Source organism: Paenibacillus sp. FSL R5-0749, assembly GCF_038595085.1.
Taxonomy (GTDB): domain Bacteria; phylum Bacillota; class Bacilli; order Paenibacillales; family Paenibacillaceae; genus Paenibacillus.
The window spans coordinates 2584500-2602044 of sequence record NZ_CP152005.1; the positions used below are offsets into that span (position 1 = coordinate 2584500).

Sequence of the window (17545 nt, forward strand, 5' to 3'; positions counted from 1 at the left end):
ATAAAGGATTCAGGAGTAACAATGTAACAGCCTCCGCACAGTCGTATGATTAGGATTCAATCGAACGACTCGCTGAGTTCCTGAAGAAAACAAACTTTTGAGTATAGATTAAAATTTCAATACATGAAAAATTCACAATAGAAAACCTTTTTGCGTGCTCCCACAAGTCATTCCGTATTCACACGATTTCTTGCTCGCCCTCTATGAAGATGGATAAAGGGGAGACCAAGCGGAGAAAGATGGCAGAACCCGAACATAAGTTTTATAATACTAGATATATAGGTTCTGACAGGAGGGGAAATGAACGTGGCTTTTATGATTGCACAGCGGGCATTTATCAAGCTGTATCTGATTACGATGGTTGAACAGCACAGGGGATATGGTTACGAGATGCTGGAGGCGATGAAGCAGGAGTTCAAAGACTACGGTTATGTTCCACCCCAGAGCGAGGTATATCGGGCACTGCATGAATTGGTACAGCAGGGGGTATTTTATCGCACGAAGAAGCTGAAGGGCAATGATCCGAAGGTCGATTTTCAGGAAATCGTTCTATATCATTTCACGGATGATGGTGCGGAGAAAGCTGAGTTATACAAGAAACAGGTCAAAACGGATCTGGATCGTTGTCTCGGCATGTTACACAAGGCAGAAGAGGACAATTACGGTACGAAAGGAAGATGAGCATGAACAGACAGTTACAGTGGGGGGTACTCGGTACGTCAACCATTGCCAAAAATGCAGTCATTCCGGCGATCCAGCAGTCCGAACGCGGTGAGGTGTTAGCGATTGCCAGCCGCAGCAAAGAAAAGGCGGAGTCCCTTGCCGAAGAACTTGACATTGCCAGATCGTATGGCAGTTATGAAGAGCTCATCGCTGATCCGGACATTGAAGCCGTCTACATTCCTTTGCCTAACCATATGCACAAAGAATGGACCATCAAAGCGGCACAGGCTGGCAAACACGTGTTGTGTGAGAAACCAGCTGCCCTGAATGCAGATGAATCGGCAGAAATGATTGAGGCGTGTGAGCAGCATGGCGTTCTTTTTGCAGAAGCCATTATGTATCGATATCATCCCAAGCACAGACGTGTGCAAGAGATTATAGCCAGTGGAGAGATTGGTATCGTCAGAGCCATCCATGGCAACTTTACCTGCAATACCGCTGATGACAAGGAAAATGTAAGGTTCAAAAGAGAGATGGGCGGCGGATCCTTATTCGATCTAGGTGTATATCCGATCTCTGCAGCCCGGATGTATCTGGGACAGGAACCCGAAGCGGTGACGGTGCACGCTCTATTCTCGGACGAACATGATGGCGTCGATATGATGGCGTCGGGACTGGTAGAATTTCCGAATTCGGTCGCTTTAACTTTTGACTGTGGCATGTGGGCTTCAGGACGAGCGGAGATGGAGATTCTCGGGACGGAGGGGCGGATTGAACTGCCCAAAGTATTTGGCTGGGAGAACAGTGATATTCCACCTCAGATTATCATTCATACCGATTCAGTCAGTCGTGAGGAGCGTGTGTCGGTATCGAATTCCTATGTGCTTCAGGTGGAGACGTTTGCAACGGCTGTGCTTGAAGGAGCGGCCCTACCTTTCAGTCCGGAAAATACCATTCAAAACATGCGGGTAATTGATGCGTGCCTGGAATCGGCTCGGACTCGTCAACGTGTTCAACTGATCGATTAGGTCAGGTCCGTTTAAATATATCAGAACGTGCAGACTCCATCTTCAGGGATGAGAGTCTTTTTTATGTCACAAAATGTTATAATTATATTATTTTACAATTTAAACGTTCGAATTTGATATTTCTACCAAATTGATGTGATATAAATAGTCATGAGATGACTTGTTTACTATAATCTAGCAGAACGTGCAACTAGACAGTTACAGTTTGTAGTACGCATATCGAGACAATGTTCATCTACTTTGAAGGATTGGGAGGCCGGATTAATGAAAAAGTTGTTATCGACCGCTTTACTGGCATTCTTGTTAACGTTTGTTTTCTTCACAGGTTCACAGTTCACCCCAGCCCCACAGCAGAAAGCATCTGCTGCAACATGTACCATCATTAATACGTTTACCGGTGTGGCCAACTATTTAAGTGCAAATGGAACGTTGCCATGTAACTTTATTACCAAATCACAGGCCACAGGACTCGGCTGGGTAGCGTCACAAGGGAACTTGGCTGTAGTGGCTCCTGGGAAAAGCATCGGCGGAGACATATTTGGCAATCGGGAGGGGCTTCTGCCTTCGGCCAGCGGACGTACATGGCGCGAAGCGGATATTAACTATACATCCGGCTTCCGTAATTCCGATCGGATTGTGTACTCCAATGATGGACTCATCTACAAAACGACAGATCACTATGTATCATTCACACGCATGAAATAGCGGAAGGAGCAGTCGTGAACACCGTGATTCTGAATTGAGGATGGACCAACTACCGAATCAGCGAGGAACGCATGGAGTATGAAGCAGGACAGGTGCGTGATCTGATGATGGAGGTACAGGCGGAACAGTCTGGATTTATATTGCGTGTTGAGAAGTAGCAGCAAATAAAGGAGTTTCAGATACATTCATTCCAGCAGGCAGACCACATGTGGTCTGTTTTTTTGTGTTGTAGCAGATTGTTCAAAAAGGTTGTTCAAAAAGCCTTTGTGTTGATTACGATTGATCTGAAAGCAGAGTGAGATTTTACTTTGCTCACCTAACGTTAAAATTATTTTCACGGAGGTATTGATTTCTGCATAACTTACGTTAAAATAAAATTAACATGAAAAATATTTTAACGTTGGGGAGTGGAATTCATGAACGATAACACAGCAGTTGGCAAACAAGGTATGGGTGAGCTAATACGAATCAGACCGTATATGCAGTTTATGCTTAGTAAAGTAGTATCCAGATTTGGTGATTCCATTGATTCGATTGCATACAGCTGGATGGTGTATATTCTGACCGGTTCAAAAGTGCTGATGGGGACATTGCTGGCGGTGAATTTTTTGCCGAGTATCTTTCTGGGTCTGTTCGCCGGGGCTTTGGTAGATCGCATGTCTCTCAAAAGAGTAATCGTGATTACGAATAGCGGTCGCGGGTTGTTCGTAGGGATTACAGCGCTGTTGTTTGGATTGGGCCAACTTGAAGTCTGGCATCTGTTTGTAATAACCATTCTTAATTCTTTGCTGGAATGCTTCACTGTTCCTGCAGAAGTGTCCAGTGTCCCCAGATTGCTTCCCAAATCGATGTTGCTCTCGGGTAATGCCATGTCCTCTTCCGCAACCAGAGTGGCTGAACTTGCAGGACTTGCATTGGCTGGTGCGTTAATTGCCACAATAGGTATTGCTTGGACGATCCTGATTGATGCGGGGTTGTTTGCGCTAAGTGCGTTAATAATGAGCCGAGTGGGCTATCCTCAAGGTTCATCATCCGCTAACAATGAAGATAAATTATTATCTGAAAAGGATTCTGTTCCATCCAATAAACGTAGTATATTCTCCGAAATGGCGGAAGCTTTTCATTTTCTCCGTAAACATACCTTATTGTTAATCGTTTCCTTCCTGTTTGCATTCGTTAATTTCTGTCTGATGCCATTCAATGTTCTCCGTACACCCTATGTAATTGAAACGTTGCACGCTGGCGCTTGGGGATTAAGTCTGCTTAGTGGGCTGATGGTGGGAGGCATGCTGTTAAGTGGTGTGTGGTTGACCCAAAAAGGGGCACATTATCGTAAAAGTGTGCTTGTGATCAGCGGTATTGTCATGCTGGGTCTCAGTTATGCCATGACGGCACTACCCGCCTATATGACGTCCTTCCAATTGCCCGTTGCGGCTGCCTTTTGTCTTCTGATGGGGATGGGGATTCCACTGGCTACGACCCCTCTAGGTACCTATCTAATGGAAGTTACTCCTTCGGAGATGCTAGGCAGAGTGTATGCTCTTCAGAGTATGCTCGTCGTGAGTGTCGCACCACTTGGGAGTCTGGTTTCGGGAGCACTTGCAGATTGGATGAGCATGCCTGTTCTGTTTATCGTCTTTGGGATTATGCTTGCCATGTCCGCAGGTATGCTGTTATTTAGCAAAAGCTTTCGGAGTGTGATGTGAAGGATATTTAGAAAGAACCTGATCTGATTATGTGATAACATGTCATCGCCGGCTTGCTTTGACCGAAGTCCTGACGCAGCGGTATAATAGAGATATCGATGGACAATAGGTACCCCGGAAATGAGGATACAGGAATGGAGCACAAGGTTCTTTCAACCATTGAAGAAATTAAGATCTACTCCGATCCGTATCGGATACAGATTATGAATATGTTTAACAGGCAGGGTAGACCATCCACTGTCAAAGAAATTGCCGACCAGATGGGTGAGGTTCCAGCCAAAGTTCATTATCATGTAAAAAAGCTGGAGAAAATTGGTCTGCTGACGATCGTTTCCACGCGTGAGATTAATGGCATTATCGCAAAATACTACGAACCATTCTCCGGAGAAATCCATCTTCGTCATGAAGATGAAGACAATGAGAGCTCACCACTGAAACAGGTGTTTCGGTCTGAAACACTCAAATTATTAAATGAGATGTTCGAACAGAGTCGTCAGCGATTCATGCATCAGGCGGAAAACGAAGATCGGATGTTTCTCTCGGACATGACGCTGTATGCAACTCGTGAGGAAGTAGAGGAGTTATATAACAACATCATAAAACTCTGTCAACCCTATACAACGAAAGAGAATCAACAAGGGGAGCAAGAGGTCTTTCAATTATTTTCTGCCCTCTCTAAACCTATAATGCAGACACCTGCTTCCAAGACAGATACGAAACAGAATAAGAAATCTGCGTCGGGTAAGGGCAAATCAACTTCGAAAACGTCTCGCTCTGTTGCTAAGGGGCAGAAATCTGCATCATCTGATCGTGAGTCAGAAGAATAAACAGACGGTATGCATGAGTTCAGTGTTAGTTATACCTTGAAGACAAGTAAGGCTTATGTGTCAGACATGTTGGAGATAACAAGAAAAAGCCGCCATAGGCGGCTTTTTATCGCATGATACGAGGGAGAAACGGTCGTATGTTGTGTATTGTATTGAATTCATTACAACATTAATTTCATGAAGACGCATAACCGTTTCAGTTCGCTATCATGTTACATGTTCTCATCATAGTCTTTTACATCACGTTTGGCAGCGGTTGCGGGTGAATTGGAAGTACCGTATTCTTCGACCGCTTCCCAAGCATCTGCATTGTCGAACTTGCCGGCGTTCTGCTGTCTTCCTTCGCCAGCACCACTCGGAGGCATGGTCATGACTTCTTCTTCAACGGGCCGATCGTTGCTGATCTCCCGGTTAGGCGTGTCATCAATACAGTAAGCGGTATATGGGATAGCTTCAAGTCGTTCAAAGGGAATATCTTCCCCGCACGTTACACAGGTTCCGTATGTACCTTGTTCCATACGTTCCAATGCATCGTTCACTTGATTGAATTCGTCTGTTAATGTATCGTCGATCGCCAGATCACGGCTGCGTTCAAATGTTTCCGTACCGGCATCTGCCGGGTGATTATCATAGGAGGACAGCTCACCAGTTGAATCTTTCAGTGACTGGGCCGGAGCACCGTCTTCCATGCTGGATTCAAAATGGCGCTGCAAGTTTTCGCGTTGCTCTAAAAGGGCTTTTTTCAATTCTTGACGTTGATCTTGGGTTAATGTACTCATAAAAAAACACGCTCCTTTTCCCGTTGTGGGGTGTAGTGAGTCTTTACCCCAATTGCATGAAAAGCAATCATTTTCGTGAGGAATAGGGCCGTAGCGTTTTATATCTGACGAATAATGTGTTATAAAAAATAGAGAGAGAAAATGCCGCATGTTCTTCACTGGATAAAGGAACCACGGCTTGGCTTATAATGGAGGTTGTCAATATGGATGAACATATGAAACGAAGATTGGATAAACAGAAACAATTGTTCAAACAATTGGGAGTACAGCTTGATGCGTTATCTATTCATGAAAAACAATTTAATTATAAACTTCGTGGTTATGATCCGGATGAGGTAGATGCATATCTCGACTTGGTCATCAAAGATTACGAACGTTTTTATGCCAATATTGCAGATCTGATGGACAAATGGCAAGAACAGCAGTTAACGATTCGAGATCTCAAATCATCCGCGAAGCCGGTGGAAGATCCAACCAAGATTGATCGCAAACAGCTGGATGATATTGTGAAACAACTGGAATACAGTGTGCGGCAGCTCAAGATCAGAGCACGTCCCGAGAAGGATCTGTTCTCTGAATAAGCTCAGCAACTCTAGGATTATATTAAATAAAGGTGGTTAATCATGAGTACTCATTTTTCGGTCAGTGTGCATTGTTTGTTGTTATTGTCACTCAGCGCGCCTGAACGAATCACGTCTGCACATATTGCAGGTAGCGTGAATACCAACCCGGTCGTCGTCAGACGTATTCTGGGCGGGCTGAAAAAGGCGGGATTAGTGAACTCTTCTCCTGGAACAAGAGGTTTCTATCTGGCCAAGCCGGCAAGTGAAATTACGTTAGCCATGATCTACCAGGCTGCCAAGGACGAAGGTCCATTATTTCCGATTCACGGCAACTGTAACCCGGATTGTGAAGTGGGCTTGCATATAGACAGCTTGCTGACCAATCTGTATCAGGTTGCCGAGGAGAAGGTGGAGCAATTCTTTGCATCGATTACACTTGAAGATATGGAACGTTCCAGTTCCCAGATGCAAGCTGTGTCATCGCAGTCAGAGTAGATTGTAATCAGGACTTAAAGTACATGTTCGAAAAGGGCGTTTTCAGTACCGTGAAGATGGGATGAAGCTAGAAATGGAGTAGCGGAGCGTAGGAAACCACGTGAGGAACGGACATTTCGGCTGAATTCCATATTCGATGCTACGATGTTATTAGGCATCCTACGTAATCAAAAGCGGACTTTTTGAACAACCTCTTAAAGGAAGGTGGGTTGTGATATGAAAAAAATTGTTGTCATTTCTGATACGCATTGTTCACGTAAATCACAGAAGTTACCTGCCAGGCTCGTTGATGTACTTGCGAGTGCCGATCTCATTCTTCATGCGGGTGACTGGTCGGATTGGAGCGTATACCCATTGCTTAGCGAGTATGCGCCTGTTGAAGGGGTAGCTGGCAATACGGACCCGTCTGAAATTGCTGAAAAACTGGGGTATTCCCGTATTGTTGAAGTGGAAGGTCTTCGTCTGGGTCTTGTGCATGGGCATCTGGGATCCAAGGGTACGGAGCAGAATGCAATTCATACCTTTGCAGGTCAGCATGTGGATGCTGTGATCTACGGACACTCACACATCCCAGTGATGCATACCGTGGACAACACACTAGTATTTAATCCGGGGTCGCCTACGGATAAACGTTTTCAGAAGCAATACTCATTTGGCATCATGACAATAGATCAGGGTAAAATACAGGCTGAGCACGTTTTTTTTGATCGGGATTAGAGAGAGATGATTTCATCCTATATATAGTTATGGTACAAGGCATCTTTGAACAGAATTGAATTCTGTTTCAGGGATGTCTTTTTGATATGCGATCACATCATTCTCTTGGAAGTTATCTCTGAATGGGGAATGTGCTCTGTTCGTTATCTGTCATTCATCTGTTGCGGTTTTCCCCTATGGTGACGTTCAGTGGAGTGATACAATGCCTTTACGACATAAAATGAATACGTTTACATAAGGAGATGGAGCATGATGAAACTGTCTGTATTCACTGTGGCTACCCCTGATCTGAATGCAGAAGAACTGGCATCTGCTGCGGCAGCAGCGGGGATTGATGGAATAGAGTGGCGTTTCCGCGGAATTCCTGAAGAGGCAATGTCGGAAGAGCCGTCTTATTGGAGAAATAATCGATGTTCGGTAGATCCGAGCCGCTGGCAGGAACAGGTTCCTGTTTTTCGTGAAGCAGCGTCAGGGCAAGGTCGGAAATCCATTGCACTTGTACCGTATCTGAACTGCGGAGATATTTCTGCCACCGAGCAGGCGTTTCAGGCTGCGGCTGGGTTGGGAGCATCCATGATGCGTGTGGGTGTTCCTGGATATGATCGCAAGACCCATTATTCTGAGTTGTATCGCAAAGCCGTTGATTACCTGACTGAAGTACAGGATTTGGCCAAACAGTACAACATCAAGGCAATTGTAGAGACACATCATCAGACGATTGCACCGACGGCATCGCTTGCCTATCGTCTTGTTGAGTCGCTCGACCCGCAGCATGTGGGTGTGCTGTACGATCCAGGCAACATGGTGCATGAAGGCTATGAGAATCATCGGATGGGGCTTGAGTTGCTAGGTCCGTATCTCGCTCATGTGCATGTGAAGAATGCCGGGTGGTTTGAACCCGAAGTTAAGGATACGCAAAAGGATAATGTGACTGAGAAGAATAGCGGATTGGCTCTGAATACAGCATGGAAATGTCAATGGACCCCCCTGACTGAAGGCATGGTCGATTGGGTACAGATGGTGCGGGATCTTCGTGCAGTCGGGTATGACGGATATTACGGAATTGAAGACTTTAGTGGGGCCTTGAAATCCAAGGCGATGTTACAGCATTTTGCAGACGTTTTTGCCGAAATTGAGCGTCGTGTGGACGAGGAGGAGCAGTCATGAGTATCGTACGAGTAGCGGTGATTGGTATAGGCAACATGGGGGCAGCTCATGCCAGAACATTGGTTGCCGGAGAAGTACCGGGTGCAGAATTGGTTGCTGTATGTGATGTAAGAAGAGAAATGGAGAGCTGGGTATCCAGTCATCTTCCGGCTACGGTCACCTATTGGCAGGATGCAGAGCAGATGATGGCTTCGGGTACGATTGATGCGGTCATTATTGCAACGCCGCACTACGATCATCCCGAACAGGCGATTCAGGCTTTCCAGCATGGCTTGCATGTCATGATCGAGAAGCCAGCCGGTGTGTATACGAAACAGGTACGCAAGATGAATGAAGCGGCCGCAGCCAGCGGTAAAGTCTTTTCCATGATGTACAACCAGCGGACCAACCCACTCTACATTAAACTAAGAGATTTGATCGCTTCGGGGGAGCTGGGTGAGGTACGGCGTACCAACTGGATTATTACGAACTGGTACCGATCCCAGAGTTACTATGATTCCGGCGGCTGGCGGGCAACTTGGGCAGGCGAAGGTGGAGGTGTACTGATTAATCAGGACCCGCACCAACTGGATCTGTGGCAGTGGACCATCGGCATGATGCCGGTAAGAATGCGTGCGTTCTGTTCGTTTGGCAAGTATCGGAACATTGAAGTGGAAGATGATGTAACCGCTTATGTGGAGTATGAAAATGGAGCAACAGGTGTCTTCGTAACGACTACGGGCGAAGCACCAGGTACGAACCGATTTGAGGTTAACGGAGACCGGGGTAAAATTGTCATCGAAGATGGAAAGCTTACGTTCTGGCGACTTCGTGAATCTGAGCCGGAATTCAATCAGCGGTTTACCGGAGGTTTTGGACAGCCGGAATGCTGGAAATGCGAGATTCCAATTACAGGTGTGGAAACGGGGCACCCGGGTCTGATTCGTAACTGGGTGGATGCGATTCGTACAGGCGCACCCCTTATTGCTCCCGGTGAGGATGGTATTCACGGATTAACATTATCGAATGCAATGCTGCTGTCTACCTGGACGGATAACTGGGTGGATCTGCCGATCGATGAGGATCTGTTCTACGAGCATCTGCAGGAACGCATTGCTAGTTCAACGACGAAGAAAGACAAAGCAATAAGCGGCAGTCAACCTGCTGATCTGAGTCAGACGTTTAAATGAAGAAGATCTGTTATATAAGTTGAACTAATCATTTACACGTAACGGAGAGGACAGAAAATACCTGAAAAAGCGAAGCGTTCGCCTAAAAGCTTTCTGAAAAAAAGCTACATCGGAAGCATACGCTTATCCCGGGATTTTCCCCTCTGGAAAAGGGAATCGAAAAATCTGGGGATAACAGCGATTGGAAGGTAATTATGTCGTCGTAGTATCAGTGTAGATAATCCTTAGTTCATCTTATATAGGCGAGTTCATTGTAAACAACATTTTATAATAAGGATGGGATGACATGGCTAAAGACGGAATGTTCTATGCACCGAAAAGTGTTACCAAAGAGGTCGTATGTGGTCCGGGTGAGTTCACGATTGCTGCTGTTGCGCTGGATCATGGACACATCTACGGCATGGTTGGGGGATTGTTGGAGGCAGGGGCTACCCTCAAGTGGGTATATGATCCGGACCCGAAGAAGGTAGAGGCATTTCAAAAGCAGTTCCCGCAGGCTCAAGCCGCTGGATCTGAGTCAGAAGTGCTTGCAGATGATGAGGTGTTATTGGTGGCAAGTGCAGCGATCACTTCAGATCGTGCGCCGCTTGGCATGAGAGTGCTGGCCGCAGGCAAGGATTATTTTACAGACAAAGCCCCATTCACCACGCTGGAGCAATTAAAGCTTGCACGAGAAGAAGTGAAGCGAACAGGCAAAAAGTACATGGTGTATTACAGTGAACGACTGCATGTAGAAAGTGCGATCTATGCCGGACAACTCATTGAACAAGGGGCAATCGGCAAAGTCGTGCAAGTTATGGGTACAGGCCCGCATCGACTGAATGCAGGAGGAAGACCTGACTGGTTCTTCAAGCATGAGCAGTACGGCGGCATTCTCTGCGATATAGGAAGTCACCAGATCGAACAATTTCTGACGTTTGCATCATGTACGGACGCTGAGGTAGGGTTCAGCCGGGTGCATAACTTCAATCACCCACAGTTCCCGGAATTGGAAGACTTCGGCGAAGCTTCGCTGATCGGGGATAACGGTGCTTCCGGTTACTTCCGAGTGGACTGGTTCACACCGGATGGTCTGGGCACATGGGGCGATGGACGTACCGTTATTCTGGGAACGGACGGTTATATCGAGCTGCGGAAGTATATCGACATCGCAAGGGAATCTCAGGGGGATCAAGTGTACTTGGTCAATCATGAAGGAGAGTACCGCTACAATGTAAAAGGAAAGGTCGGTTACCCGTTCTTCGGCCAACTCATTCGCGATTGCCTGGATCGCACCGAGACAGCCATGACGCAGGAACATGCCTTCAAAGCGGCAGAACTCTGCCTGATTGCACAACATAAAGCGATGAGCGAGCGCGTGGTGTGGAGTAGCGGAACGAAGTAAAGGTTTTAGGTGAAGGGGAGCAAAAGGAGCAAACTCAGATCACTGAAGAATATCGTTAATTCTTCTATTGTTGAGTGAGGAAAGAGCAGCCCAAATGTTAATCTGCATCCAAAATGTTAGTTATGGCTAACATGTGGGACAGTTTACTCGGGCTGCTTTTTTGAGTACGTTGGTGACTTCGCAGATGGATTATTATGGGTTATATTATATGTAGTTCGGATATTCGTTAAAAAGAGAGGTATTTACGAAGTTCCCAGAATGATGTATCAGAAACCAGTGCAACTTATTATACCAACAATTTATTCGAGTTTTCAGGGGAGGTTAATATTAATGAGAAGTCCAATTGCAAACAGGGTAGATACAATCTTTATTCATGTAAGAAACTTAGAGAAGTCAGTACACTGGTACAGCAAACTTCTTGGAATTGAAGTGAAAAATGAAATCCACGGACCAATTTATACCTTCGATATGGGACCTGGACGTTCGGGGATAACACTTGATAATCATTGTTTTGATGAGATATACGAACTGAAAACGTCGAATCAACCATTATTTACTTTGAGTGCGGTTGATATCAATGCAGCATATCAGTTTGTGAAAGAATTGGACGCAGAGATTGTAACTGAAATTCAAACATACCCTGATTTATCGGATTTCACATTTAAAGATCCCGATGGAAATATATTAATGATTTGTACTTGTTTTAGTTAATGCCGAGATAGATTTGAATTAAGTAATTTTTGGAGAAGGCACTGGGATCTGATAACACGATATTCACGCATTGGGTAAATCACCCCCTCGGTCCGGACCGGAGTTAAAGTGGATTCCATCGGAGAAATTTCGGCTACAAGGAAGCGGAAGCCGTCGGACTGCAGATCTCCCTAAGGATAGGAATCTTAGGGAGATCGATGTCGTGAATATACAAACGTTATATGTAATCGAGGCAAGTGAATATAATAATTTTCAAAACCTTAGCTTTATAAACATGAATGATCGTTCTCATCTTTATTAAGAGGGTGTGTATAATGAATGAAACAGGTGGAAGTTATGTGACATACACAAAACAACACGAAGAAATAGTTAACAGTGGTGCTGTAGCCATTAATGAATTTTTGACTAATGCTAATTCTGTTGAGAAACGGAGCTTGTTGTTTTGTTTAGATAAATATCTAGATCCTTACTTTGGATATAACTTAACTTACTTCGATGAGATTATTATAGTATTGGAGATGCATTTGTTCGTCGATCATAACAAGGAAGTTAAAGAAGATATTTTTCAACTAATTACTGATTATTCGAGGAATTCGTTGGATTATTTAGCAGACAATATAGAACAAATTAATTCTGAATTACTTCCAGATGCGATTTATGCTTTAGGTTTAACCTTTAACAAGAAATATTTATCGTTAGTAAATAATTATGGAAACCACCAAAACGAAAGGATCCGAACAATAGCCAAAGAAGCTATTGAAACAATTAAATCTACAAATAGTGGGAGTATTACGTAGAAGGACCTAAATGTGTATAACAACGTATTTACGCGGCGGACCTAACAGCCCTTGGTCTGCAGATTCTTTTCGAGGAAGTGGATTCAGCAGATAATCCCTTAGAGTTTCGTGAATACAGGAACTTTAGGTGAAAGATCGGCAGTACCTTAAAAACATAAAATGAAAGAGGAAAAAGTATGACATTGATAGGACTTATAAGACATGGAGTAACAAACTGGAATGATGAATACAGGGCACAAGGACAAGTCGATATACCTTTAAATGATGAGGGACGAAGACAAGCTGAATTACTATCTAAGAGAATGGAGAACGAGGAGTGGGATTATATTTATTCAAGTGACTTATCAAGAGCACTCGAAACAGCAGAAATGATAGGAAGGATTAAGAATGTTGAAGTGAGAACTGATCCACGATTAAGAGAAATGAACTGCGGTCTTATTGAGGGAACAACTGAACAAGATAGAGTTAGTAAGTGGGGATACGGATGGTCCAAACTAGATCTTGGTATAGAATCAAACGCTGAGATAATCACAAGAGGAATGGAATGCCTAATGGACATTTCTGAAAGACACCCCGACAAAAAAATATTGATAATAAGTCATGGGGCACTAATTGGACTGACTTTAAAGAAACTAATTCCGCACATCGATACAGAAGAACACCTCCATAATACATCGGTAACAATTTTAAATAAAGACCAATTCAGATGGGATTGTGAACTATATAATTGTATTAGTCACTTAAACGTTGAATATTAGGAATAGTATAAAAACGAAGAAGGCCAATTAATTATCTAACATAATATTCACGCTGCGGACATTCGTCCTTGGCCCGCCATTCGCCGGACTTCTGAATACAGAAACATTACCCCCCCCTTAAAAATGTTAAAACCGTGCAACCAATTAATAACAAATAATAAATATAGGTGAAAGAATACATTTACGACGTAGCAGTTGAAAACCAGGATGAACGGAATATTAGAAGGTGTACCATATAACAATAAATTTCCAAATCGTTAGTTATGCCCCTTGGTCATCAAGAGGAAAACCAGAAAAACGGATTCATAATAAAGTGCAAACTAAAGAATATTTTTGCGAAAGAGAGGATCAAATGAATTATCATTTTGGTTTTTCATGGAAGGGTCTGCTAATCTTTTTATTGCCAATGATGCCAAATATATTTTATTTTTTAATTCCTACGTCAGATATATCAGGAAACCATGCAAATAGTCATTTGATTTTAGATGTTTTGGAGCACGGAAGTCAGGCGATATTTTTCTTTCTTCTGATATTTGTTGTAAGAGAACAAGCATCGGAAATGCGATTTCCATATATAATTGGTATGGCAATAATGTTGATTTTTTATTATGGGCTATGGATATTGTATTTTACAGGCAACGCAAACTCGATTATTTTTTTGGGGATGGCCGTTCTCCCAGTAGTATATTTTATCTTAGCTGAGATTTGGCTTCAAAATTATCTGGCTATTATACCAACAGTACTTTTTGGTATCGTGCATGTCATTAATACATATTTGTCTATTGCGAATTAAAGGGAGGACAACAATCCTCTTAAATTTTCATTGTGCGTTCAGCATGTATTCTATATTAAGGATTAAGTTCCGAATGGTGAGGCGGAAACGGATTTGATAGCAGCAAAAGAGAGAACCAAAAGATAAAACACGTAAAGACATATTAAAGACATAAAACACACAAGACATATAAGGATGTGAAATCGAAGAAGAAGGGGTAACGTTTAACAATGCATTAATGCTTCGTCGCTGAGGCTTCTCGGTCTTCAAAAGGGATTTCGGAGAAGTGGAATCAGGCGACACATCTGTACCATCGCGGCCGTCCCTTGGCGGGACTTAAGTCGGTGGGATGTCATGGATACAGGTCGTTAGGTGAAACCGATGCAAGTGTGATAAAGATAATAAAGGAAGTGAGTCATTTGGAGTATTCTGATTTGTTCAATTTAAAGAATATTTATCTCGATCAAATATATGAACCTGAGGAGAACACCCTTAGATTACTCTTCAGTCGAAGTAGAACTAGTGAAACTCCCGAAACGATAACAATTGAAAAAATTAAAATTAAAGATACGTATTCGATTGATGTAGATGAAACATTGCCTTTATTACAAATGGATTTTGAATGTTACATTGGATATTTAATTCGAAATGAAAGTTACACTTCATGGGATGATTATGAAGAATTTGAGGGTAAGATCTTTAGGATTTACAGTAAATCTAGATACTTAGACTTTATTAAAGTAGGAACATTTGCTTCTGAGGATTACCCAGGTCCCTTTAAGCATTATGGCATCGCATGTCTTAACCATATCGTGGATGTTATATCAGTTTCTGAACCAATTATTAAGGAAGTTCAACGAACTAAATAAAATTAATGAATGTATCTCAAGAAGGCATGGGCCTCAGATAATATTATGTTCACGCTCCTGGCCATTTGGCCCTCGGTCCACCAAGGAGATGTCAAAGAAGAGGAGAGGGTGAAACCATGCTTCAAATAGATCTAGCCAATAACCTTGAAGAGCTTGAAGGTGAATATTGGAGTGAACCGAATTTTGTTTCTTCATTAGTGATTCAAGTGCATAATTTAAGAAAGAAACCTCTTCGTGATTTGAATGATGAAGATTTAAGACTATTGATTGGGCAACGAATGAGTCTAACTTTTCTTTTACCTTTAGCCTTGGAGAGATTAATACAGAACCCATTAAGATCAGGGGAATTGTATACAGGCGATTTATTTTGTTCAGTACTCAAGGTAGGGAAAGAATATTGGAAAGAGCATAAAGAATTAAAGAACGAAGTAGATGAAGTAATTAGAGCATATGAAGAAGCAAGAGAGACATTAGAAGAGCACATAAGTAAGTACAGAAGCGATCATTTTTAAGTAGATTCAAGAAACACGGTACTCCACATAACATAATATTCAAGCAGCGGCTCCGTTGGAGCCTTGGTCTGCGGGAAGAATTCAGAGAGGCAATTCAGCAAAACTCCTGTGGGGTTCATTGAATACATAAACGCTATAAAAATATGGCGCAAGATATTAAGAACAGGGGGATAGCTATGAAGTTCATACTGATCTTTGGCCCACAGGCCGTCGGGAAGATGACGGTTGGTCATGAATTAACGAAAATAACGGAATTGAAATTGTTTCACAATCATATGTCGATCGAGCTGTTTCATCCCTTTTTTGGTTTTGGTAGTGAAACTTGGAGGTTATCAAGTATCGTAAGAAGAGAGCTTTTTGAATCGTTCGCAAGCAGCAACCAGTATGGACTTATTTTTACTTACCTTTGGGGGTTTGATCTTCAGAAGGACTGGGAATTCGTCAAGCAAACATGTAACTTGTTTGAATCGAAAGGGGCAGAAATTTATTTTGTTGAATTAGAGTCAGGTATAGAAGAACGATTAAAACGAAATAAAACGGCGTTTAGACTTGATCAAAAACCAACAAAAAGAAATATTGAATATTCTGAAATGGACTTAATCAAAACGATGGAAGAACATCGACTCAATTCTAAAGAGGGAGAAATTACTAGAGAGAACTATTTGAGAATCAATAATACAAATTTAAGTGCAGATGAAGTCGCAAGATTAATTAAAGATAAATTTAATTTATAGCTCTTGTGAGTAATTCAAGAAGGAGCCAACATTTTATAACAATATATTCAAGTTTCGTCTCCTTCGGAGCCCTGGTCTGGAATGGATTTCGAAGAGGAATTTCAGCAGACAACCTCTTTAGGGTTCACGAATGCAGGAACGTTAACTGATCTCGCCCAGGAGTAATTGTATAATGATATGAGGATCAAGGAAGGGGATAAATTGAATGATATTGAATTTGGAACTAGCAGATAGGTTAGAAAAATCTGAAATTAATTATATGGTTGATCGAATGACTGCAATTAGAGAACGAGAAGGAAATCCTGAGGGAATTGAAATTAAACGATTCGCAGAGAGCACAGCGTTTTATAGTAAAACCATGCCCTGGGGTCTATTTAATAATGTTAAGGGCAGAATTTCTGAAGATGTTATTGAAGATATCTTAGACTTTTATCATGAGCGGGAGCGGAATTTTGAGATTCAAGTCATCCCCGGTAAGATAGATCAAAAAGTAATGAAAACGCTCCATAATAAAGGCTTTTATCAAACAGGATTTCATACAACGCTTTTTTGTGAACCTGGGAATCTAAACTCGTATGATAATCAGAAGCTGGACATTCGTGAACTACACGAAGATGAGTTCGATACATATGCAGAAATTCATTGTTTAGGTACAGGATTGTCTCTTGATGGGAAAGAACACGTAGCTGCAAATAACCGAGTATTGTTTTCCCGTCCGGGATGGCACTATTATCTGGGGTTGGATCAGGGGAAGCCAGTTGCAGTAGCTGTGATGTATATAGATGACAATGTTGCTTCATTAACATTTGCGACAACACTGCCGGAATATAGAAATAAAGGATTTCAAACAAACTTATTGCTTAGACGAATTCATGATACCTACAAGAATTGTAATCTCGTTGTTAGTCAGTGCTCATATGGTTCGCAAAGCCACAGGAATATGGAAAGAGTAGGTATGAGAATCGGATATACCCGGGCAACGTGGACTAGGGATTAATTGTAATAGGGAGATCAGGCCGGCATCGTTCTACTGAGGGCATTCGCCCTTGATTCGCTAAGTAGTAATTCCAATAAGTATATTCAGGCGATACATTCAACCAGCTAAGTCTAACGACACGTTCCCTATGGTCACTTAAATTGAATGTCAGTAATGCCAAACTTTATCAGCAATACCCTAAAGCCAAAACCG

At 42.8% G+C, this 17545-nt stretch carries 20 protein-coding genes; 19 read left to right on the plus strand and 1 reads right to left on the minus strand.

Annotation, left to right across the window (positions count from 1 at the left end; all coding sequences use genetic code 11):
- Nucleotides 1-306: 306 nt before the first annotated feature.
- From MKY85_RS11640 to MKY85_RS11660, 5 genes are all read left to right on the plus strand, one after another.
- Nucleotides 307-681: a helix-turn-helix transcriptional regulator gene (locus MKY85_RS11640; RefSeq protein ID WP_036609188.1), complete on the plus strand. Its 375-nt coding sequence runs from the start codon at nucleotides 307-309 to the stop codon at nucleotides 679-681.
- Between the two features lie 2 nt (nucleotides 682-683).
- Nucleotides 684-1691, plus strand: coding sequence for a Gfo/Idh/MocA family oxidoreductase (locus MKY85_RS11645; protein WP_339302928.1), 1008 nt, complete (start codon nucleotides 684-686; stop codon nucleotides 1689-1691).
- A gap of 264 nt (nucleotides 1692-1955) precedes the next feature.
- On the plus strand, nucleotides 1956-2396 hold the full coding sequence (locus MKY85_RS11650) for a ribonuclease (RefSeq protein ID WP_342572620.1): 441 nt from the start codon (nucleotides 1956-1958) through the stop codon (nucleotides 2394-2396).
- 416 nt (nucleotides 2397-2812) lie between these two features.
- Nucleotides 2813-4102, plus strand: a complete 1290-nt coding sequence (locus tag MKY85_RS11655) for an MFS transporter (RefSeq protein WP_342572621.1) — start codon at nucleotides 2813-2815, stop codon at nucleotides 4100-4102.
- Nucleotides 4103-4236: 134 nt separating this feature from the next.
- Nucleotides 4237-4929: a helix-turn-helix domain-containing protein gene (locus tag MKY85_RS11660; protein WP_342572622.1), complete on the plus strand. Its 693-nt coding sequence runs from the start codon at nucleotides 4237-4239 to the stop codon at nucleotides 4927-4929.
- Between the two features lie 212 nt (nucleotides 4930-5141).
- Here MKY85_RS11660 and MKY85_RS11665 read toward each other — a convergent pair whose 3' ends face one another.
- A complete protein-coding gene (locus MKY85_RS11665; RefSeq protein ID WP_339241734.1) occupies nucleotides 5142-5708 on the minus strand; it encodes a TraR/DksA C4-type zinc finger protein in 567 nt (188 codons plus the stop codon).
- A 203-nt stretch (nucleotides 5709-5911) separates the two neighbouring features.
- Between MKY85_RS11665 and MKY85_RS11670 the strand changes: the two genes are divergently transcribed.
- The 14 genes from MKY85_RS11670 to MKY85_RS11735 all read left to right on the plus strand — a co-directional run bounded on the left by MKY85_RS11670 (nucleotide 5912) and on the right by MKY85_RS11735 (nucleotide 17353).
- Nucleotides 5912-6289, plus strand: a complete 378-nt coding sequence (locus MKY85_RS11670; RefSeq protein WP_253434023.1) for a DivIVA domain-containing protein — start codon at nucleotides 5912-5914, stop codon at nucleotides 6287-6289.
- 42 nt (nucleotides 6290-6331) lie between these two features.
- Nucleotides 6332-6766: an Rrf2 family transcriptional regulator gene (locus MKY85_RS11675; RefSeq protein ID WP_342572623.1), complete on the plus strand. Its 435-nt coding sequence runs from the start codon at nucleotides 6332-6334 to the stop codon at nucleotides 6764-6766.
- Nucleotides 6767-6982: 216 nt separating this feature from the next.
- Nucleotides 6983-7483, plus strand: coding sequence for a metallophosphoesterase (locus MKY85_RS11680; protein ID WP_342572624.1), 501 nt, complete (start codon nucleotides 6983-6985; stop codon nucleotides 7481-7483).
- A 252-nt stretch (nucleotides 7484-7735) separates the two neighbouring features.
- Complete coding sequence (locus MKY85_RS11685) at nucleotides 7736-8650, plus strand: sugar phosphate isomerase/epimerase family protein (protein WP_342573336.1); 915 nt, start codon at nucleotides 7736-7738, stop codon at nucleotides 8648-8650.
- Nucleotides 8647-9819 carry a Gfo/Idh/MocA family oxidoreductase gene (locus tag MKY85_RS11690; protein WP_342572625.1) on the plus strand — a complete coding sequence of 391 codons (1173 nt, stop codon included), beginning with the start codon at nucleotides 8647-8649 and terminating at the stop codon, nucleotides 9817-9819. Before MKY85_RS11685 ends, MKY85_RS11690 begins: the two co-directional genes overlap by 4 nt.
- Before the next feature lie 286 nt (nucleotides 9820-10105).
- Nucleotides 10106-11203 (plus strand): Gfo/Idh/MocA family oxidoreductase, encoded by a 1098-nt coding sequence (locus MKY85_RS11695; protein ID WP_342572626.1) that lies wholly within the window; start codon nucleotides 10106-10108, stop codon nucleotides 11201-11203.
- A 330-nt stretch (nucleotides 11204-11533) separates the two neighbouring features.
- Complete coding sequence (locus tag MKY85_RS11700; RefSeq protein ID WP_342572627.1) at nucleotides 11534-11914, plus strand: VOC family protein; 381 nt, start codon at nucleotides 11534-11536, stop codon at nucleotides 11912-11914.
- Between the two features lie 314 nt (nucleotides 11915-12228).
- Complete coding sequence (locus tag MKY85_RS11705) at nucleotides 12229-12711, plus strand: hypothetical protein (RefSeq protein WP_342572628.1); 483 nt, start codon at nucleotides 12229-12231, stop codon at nucleotides 12709-12711.
- Between the two features lie 176 nt (nucleotides 12712-12887).
- Nucleotides 12888-13469, plus strand: coding sequence for a histidine phosphatase family protein (locus MKY85_RS11710; RefSeq protein ID WP_339260539.1), 582 nt, complete (start codon nucleotides 12888-12890; stop codon nucleotides 13467-13469).
- Between the two features lie 226 nt (nucleotides 13470-13695).
- Nucleotides 13696-14262, plus strand: coding sequence for a hypothetical protein (locus tag MKY85_RS11715; protein WP_342572629.1), 567 nt, complete (start codon nucleotides 13696-13698; stop codon nucleotides 14260-14262).
- Nucleotides 14263-14660: 398 nt separating this feature from the next.
- Nucleotides 14661-15110, plus strand: coding sequence for a hypothetical protein (locus tag MKY85_RS11720; protein WP_342572630.1), 450 nt, complete (start codon nucleotides 14661-14663; stop codon nucleotides 15108-15110).
- 116 nt (nucleotides 15111-15226) lie between these two features.
- Nucleotides 15227-15622 (plus strand): contact-dependent growth inhibition system immunity protein, encoded by a 396-nt coding sequence (locus tag MKY85_RS11725; RefSeq protein WP_342572631.1) that lies wholly within the window; start codon nucleotides 15227-15229, stop codon nucleotides 15620-15622.
- 176 nt (nucleotides 15623-15798) lie between these two features.
- The gene (locus MKY85_RS11730) at nucleotides 15799-16356 is read left to right on the plus strand and encodes a shikimate kinase (protein ID WP_342572632.1); all 558 of its coding nucleotides are present in this window, start codon (nucleotides 15799-15801) and stop codon (nucleotides 16354-16356) included.
- 205 nt (nucleotides 16357-16561) lie between these two features.
- Nucleotides 16562-17353: a GNAT family N-acetyltransferase gene (locus MKY85_RS11735; protein WP_339260547.1), complete on the plus strand. Its 792-nt coding sequence runs from the start codon at nucleotides 16562-16564 to the stop codon at nucleotides 17351-17353.
- Nucleotides 17354-17545 lie beyond the last annotated feature (192 nt).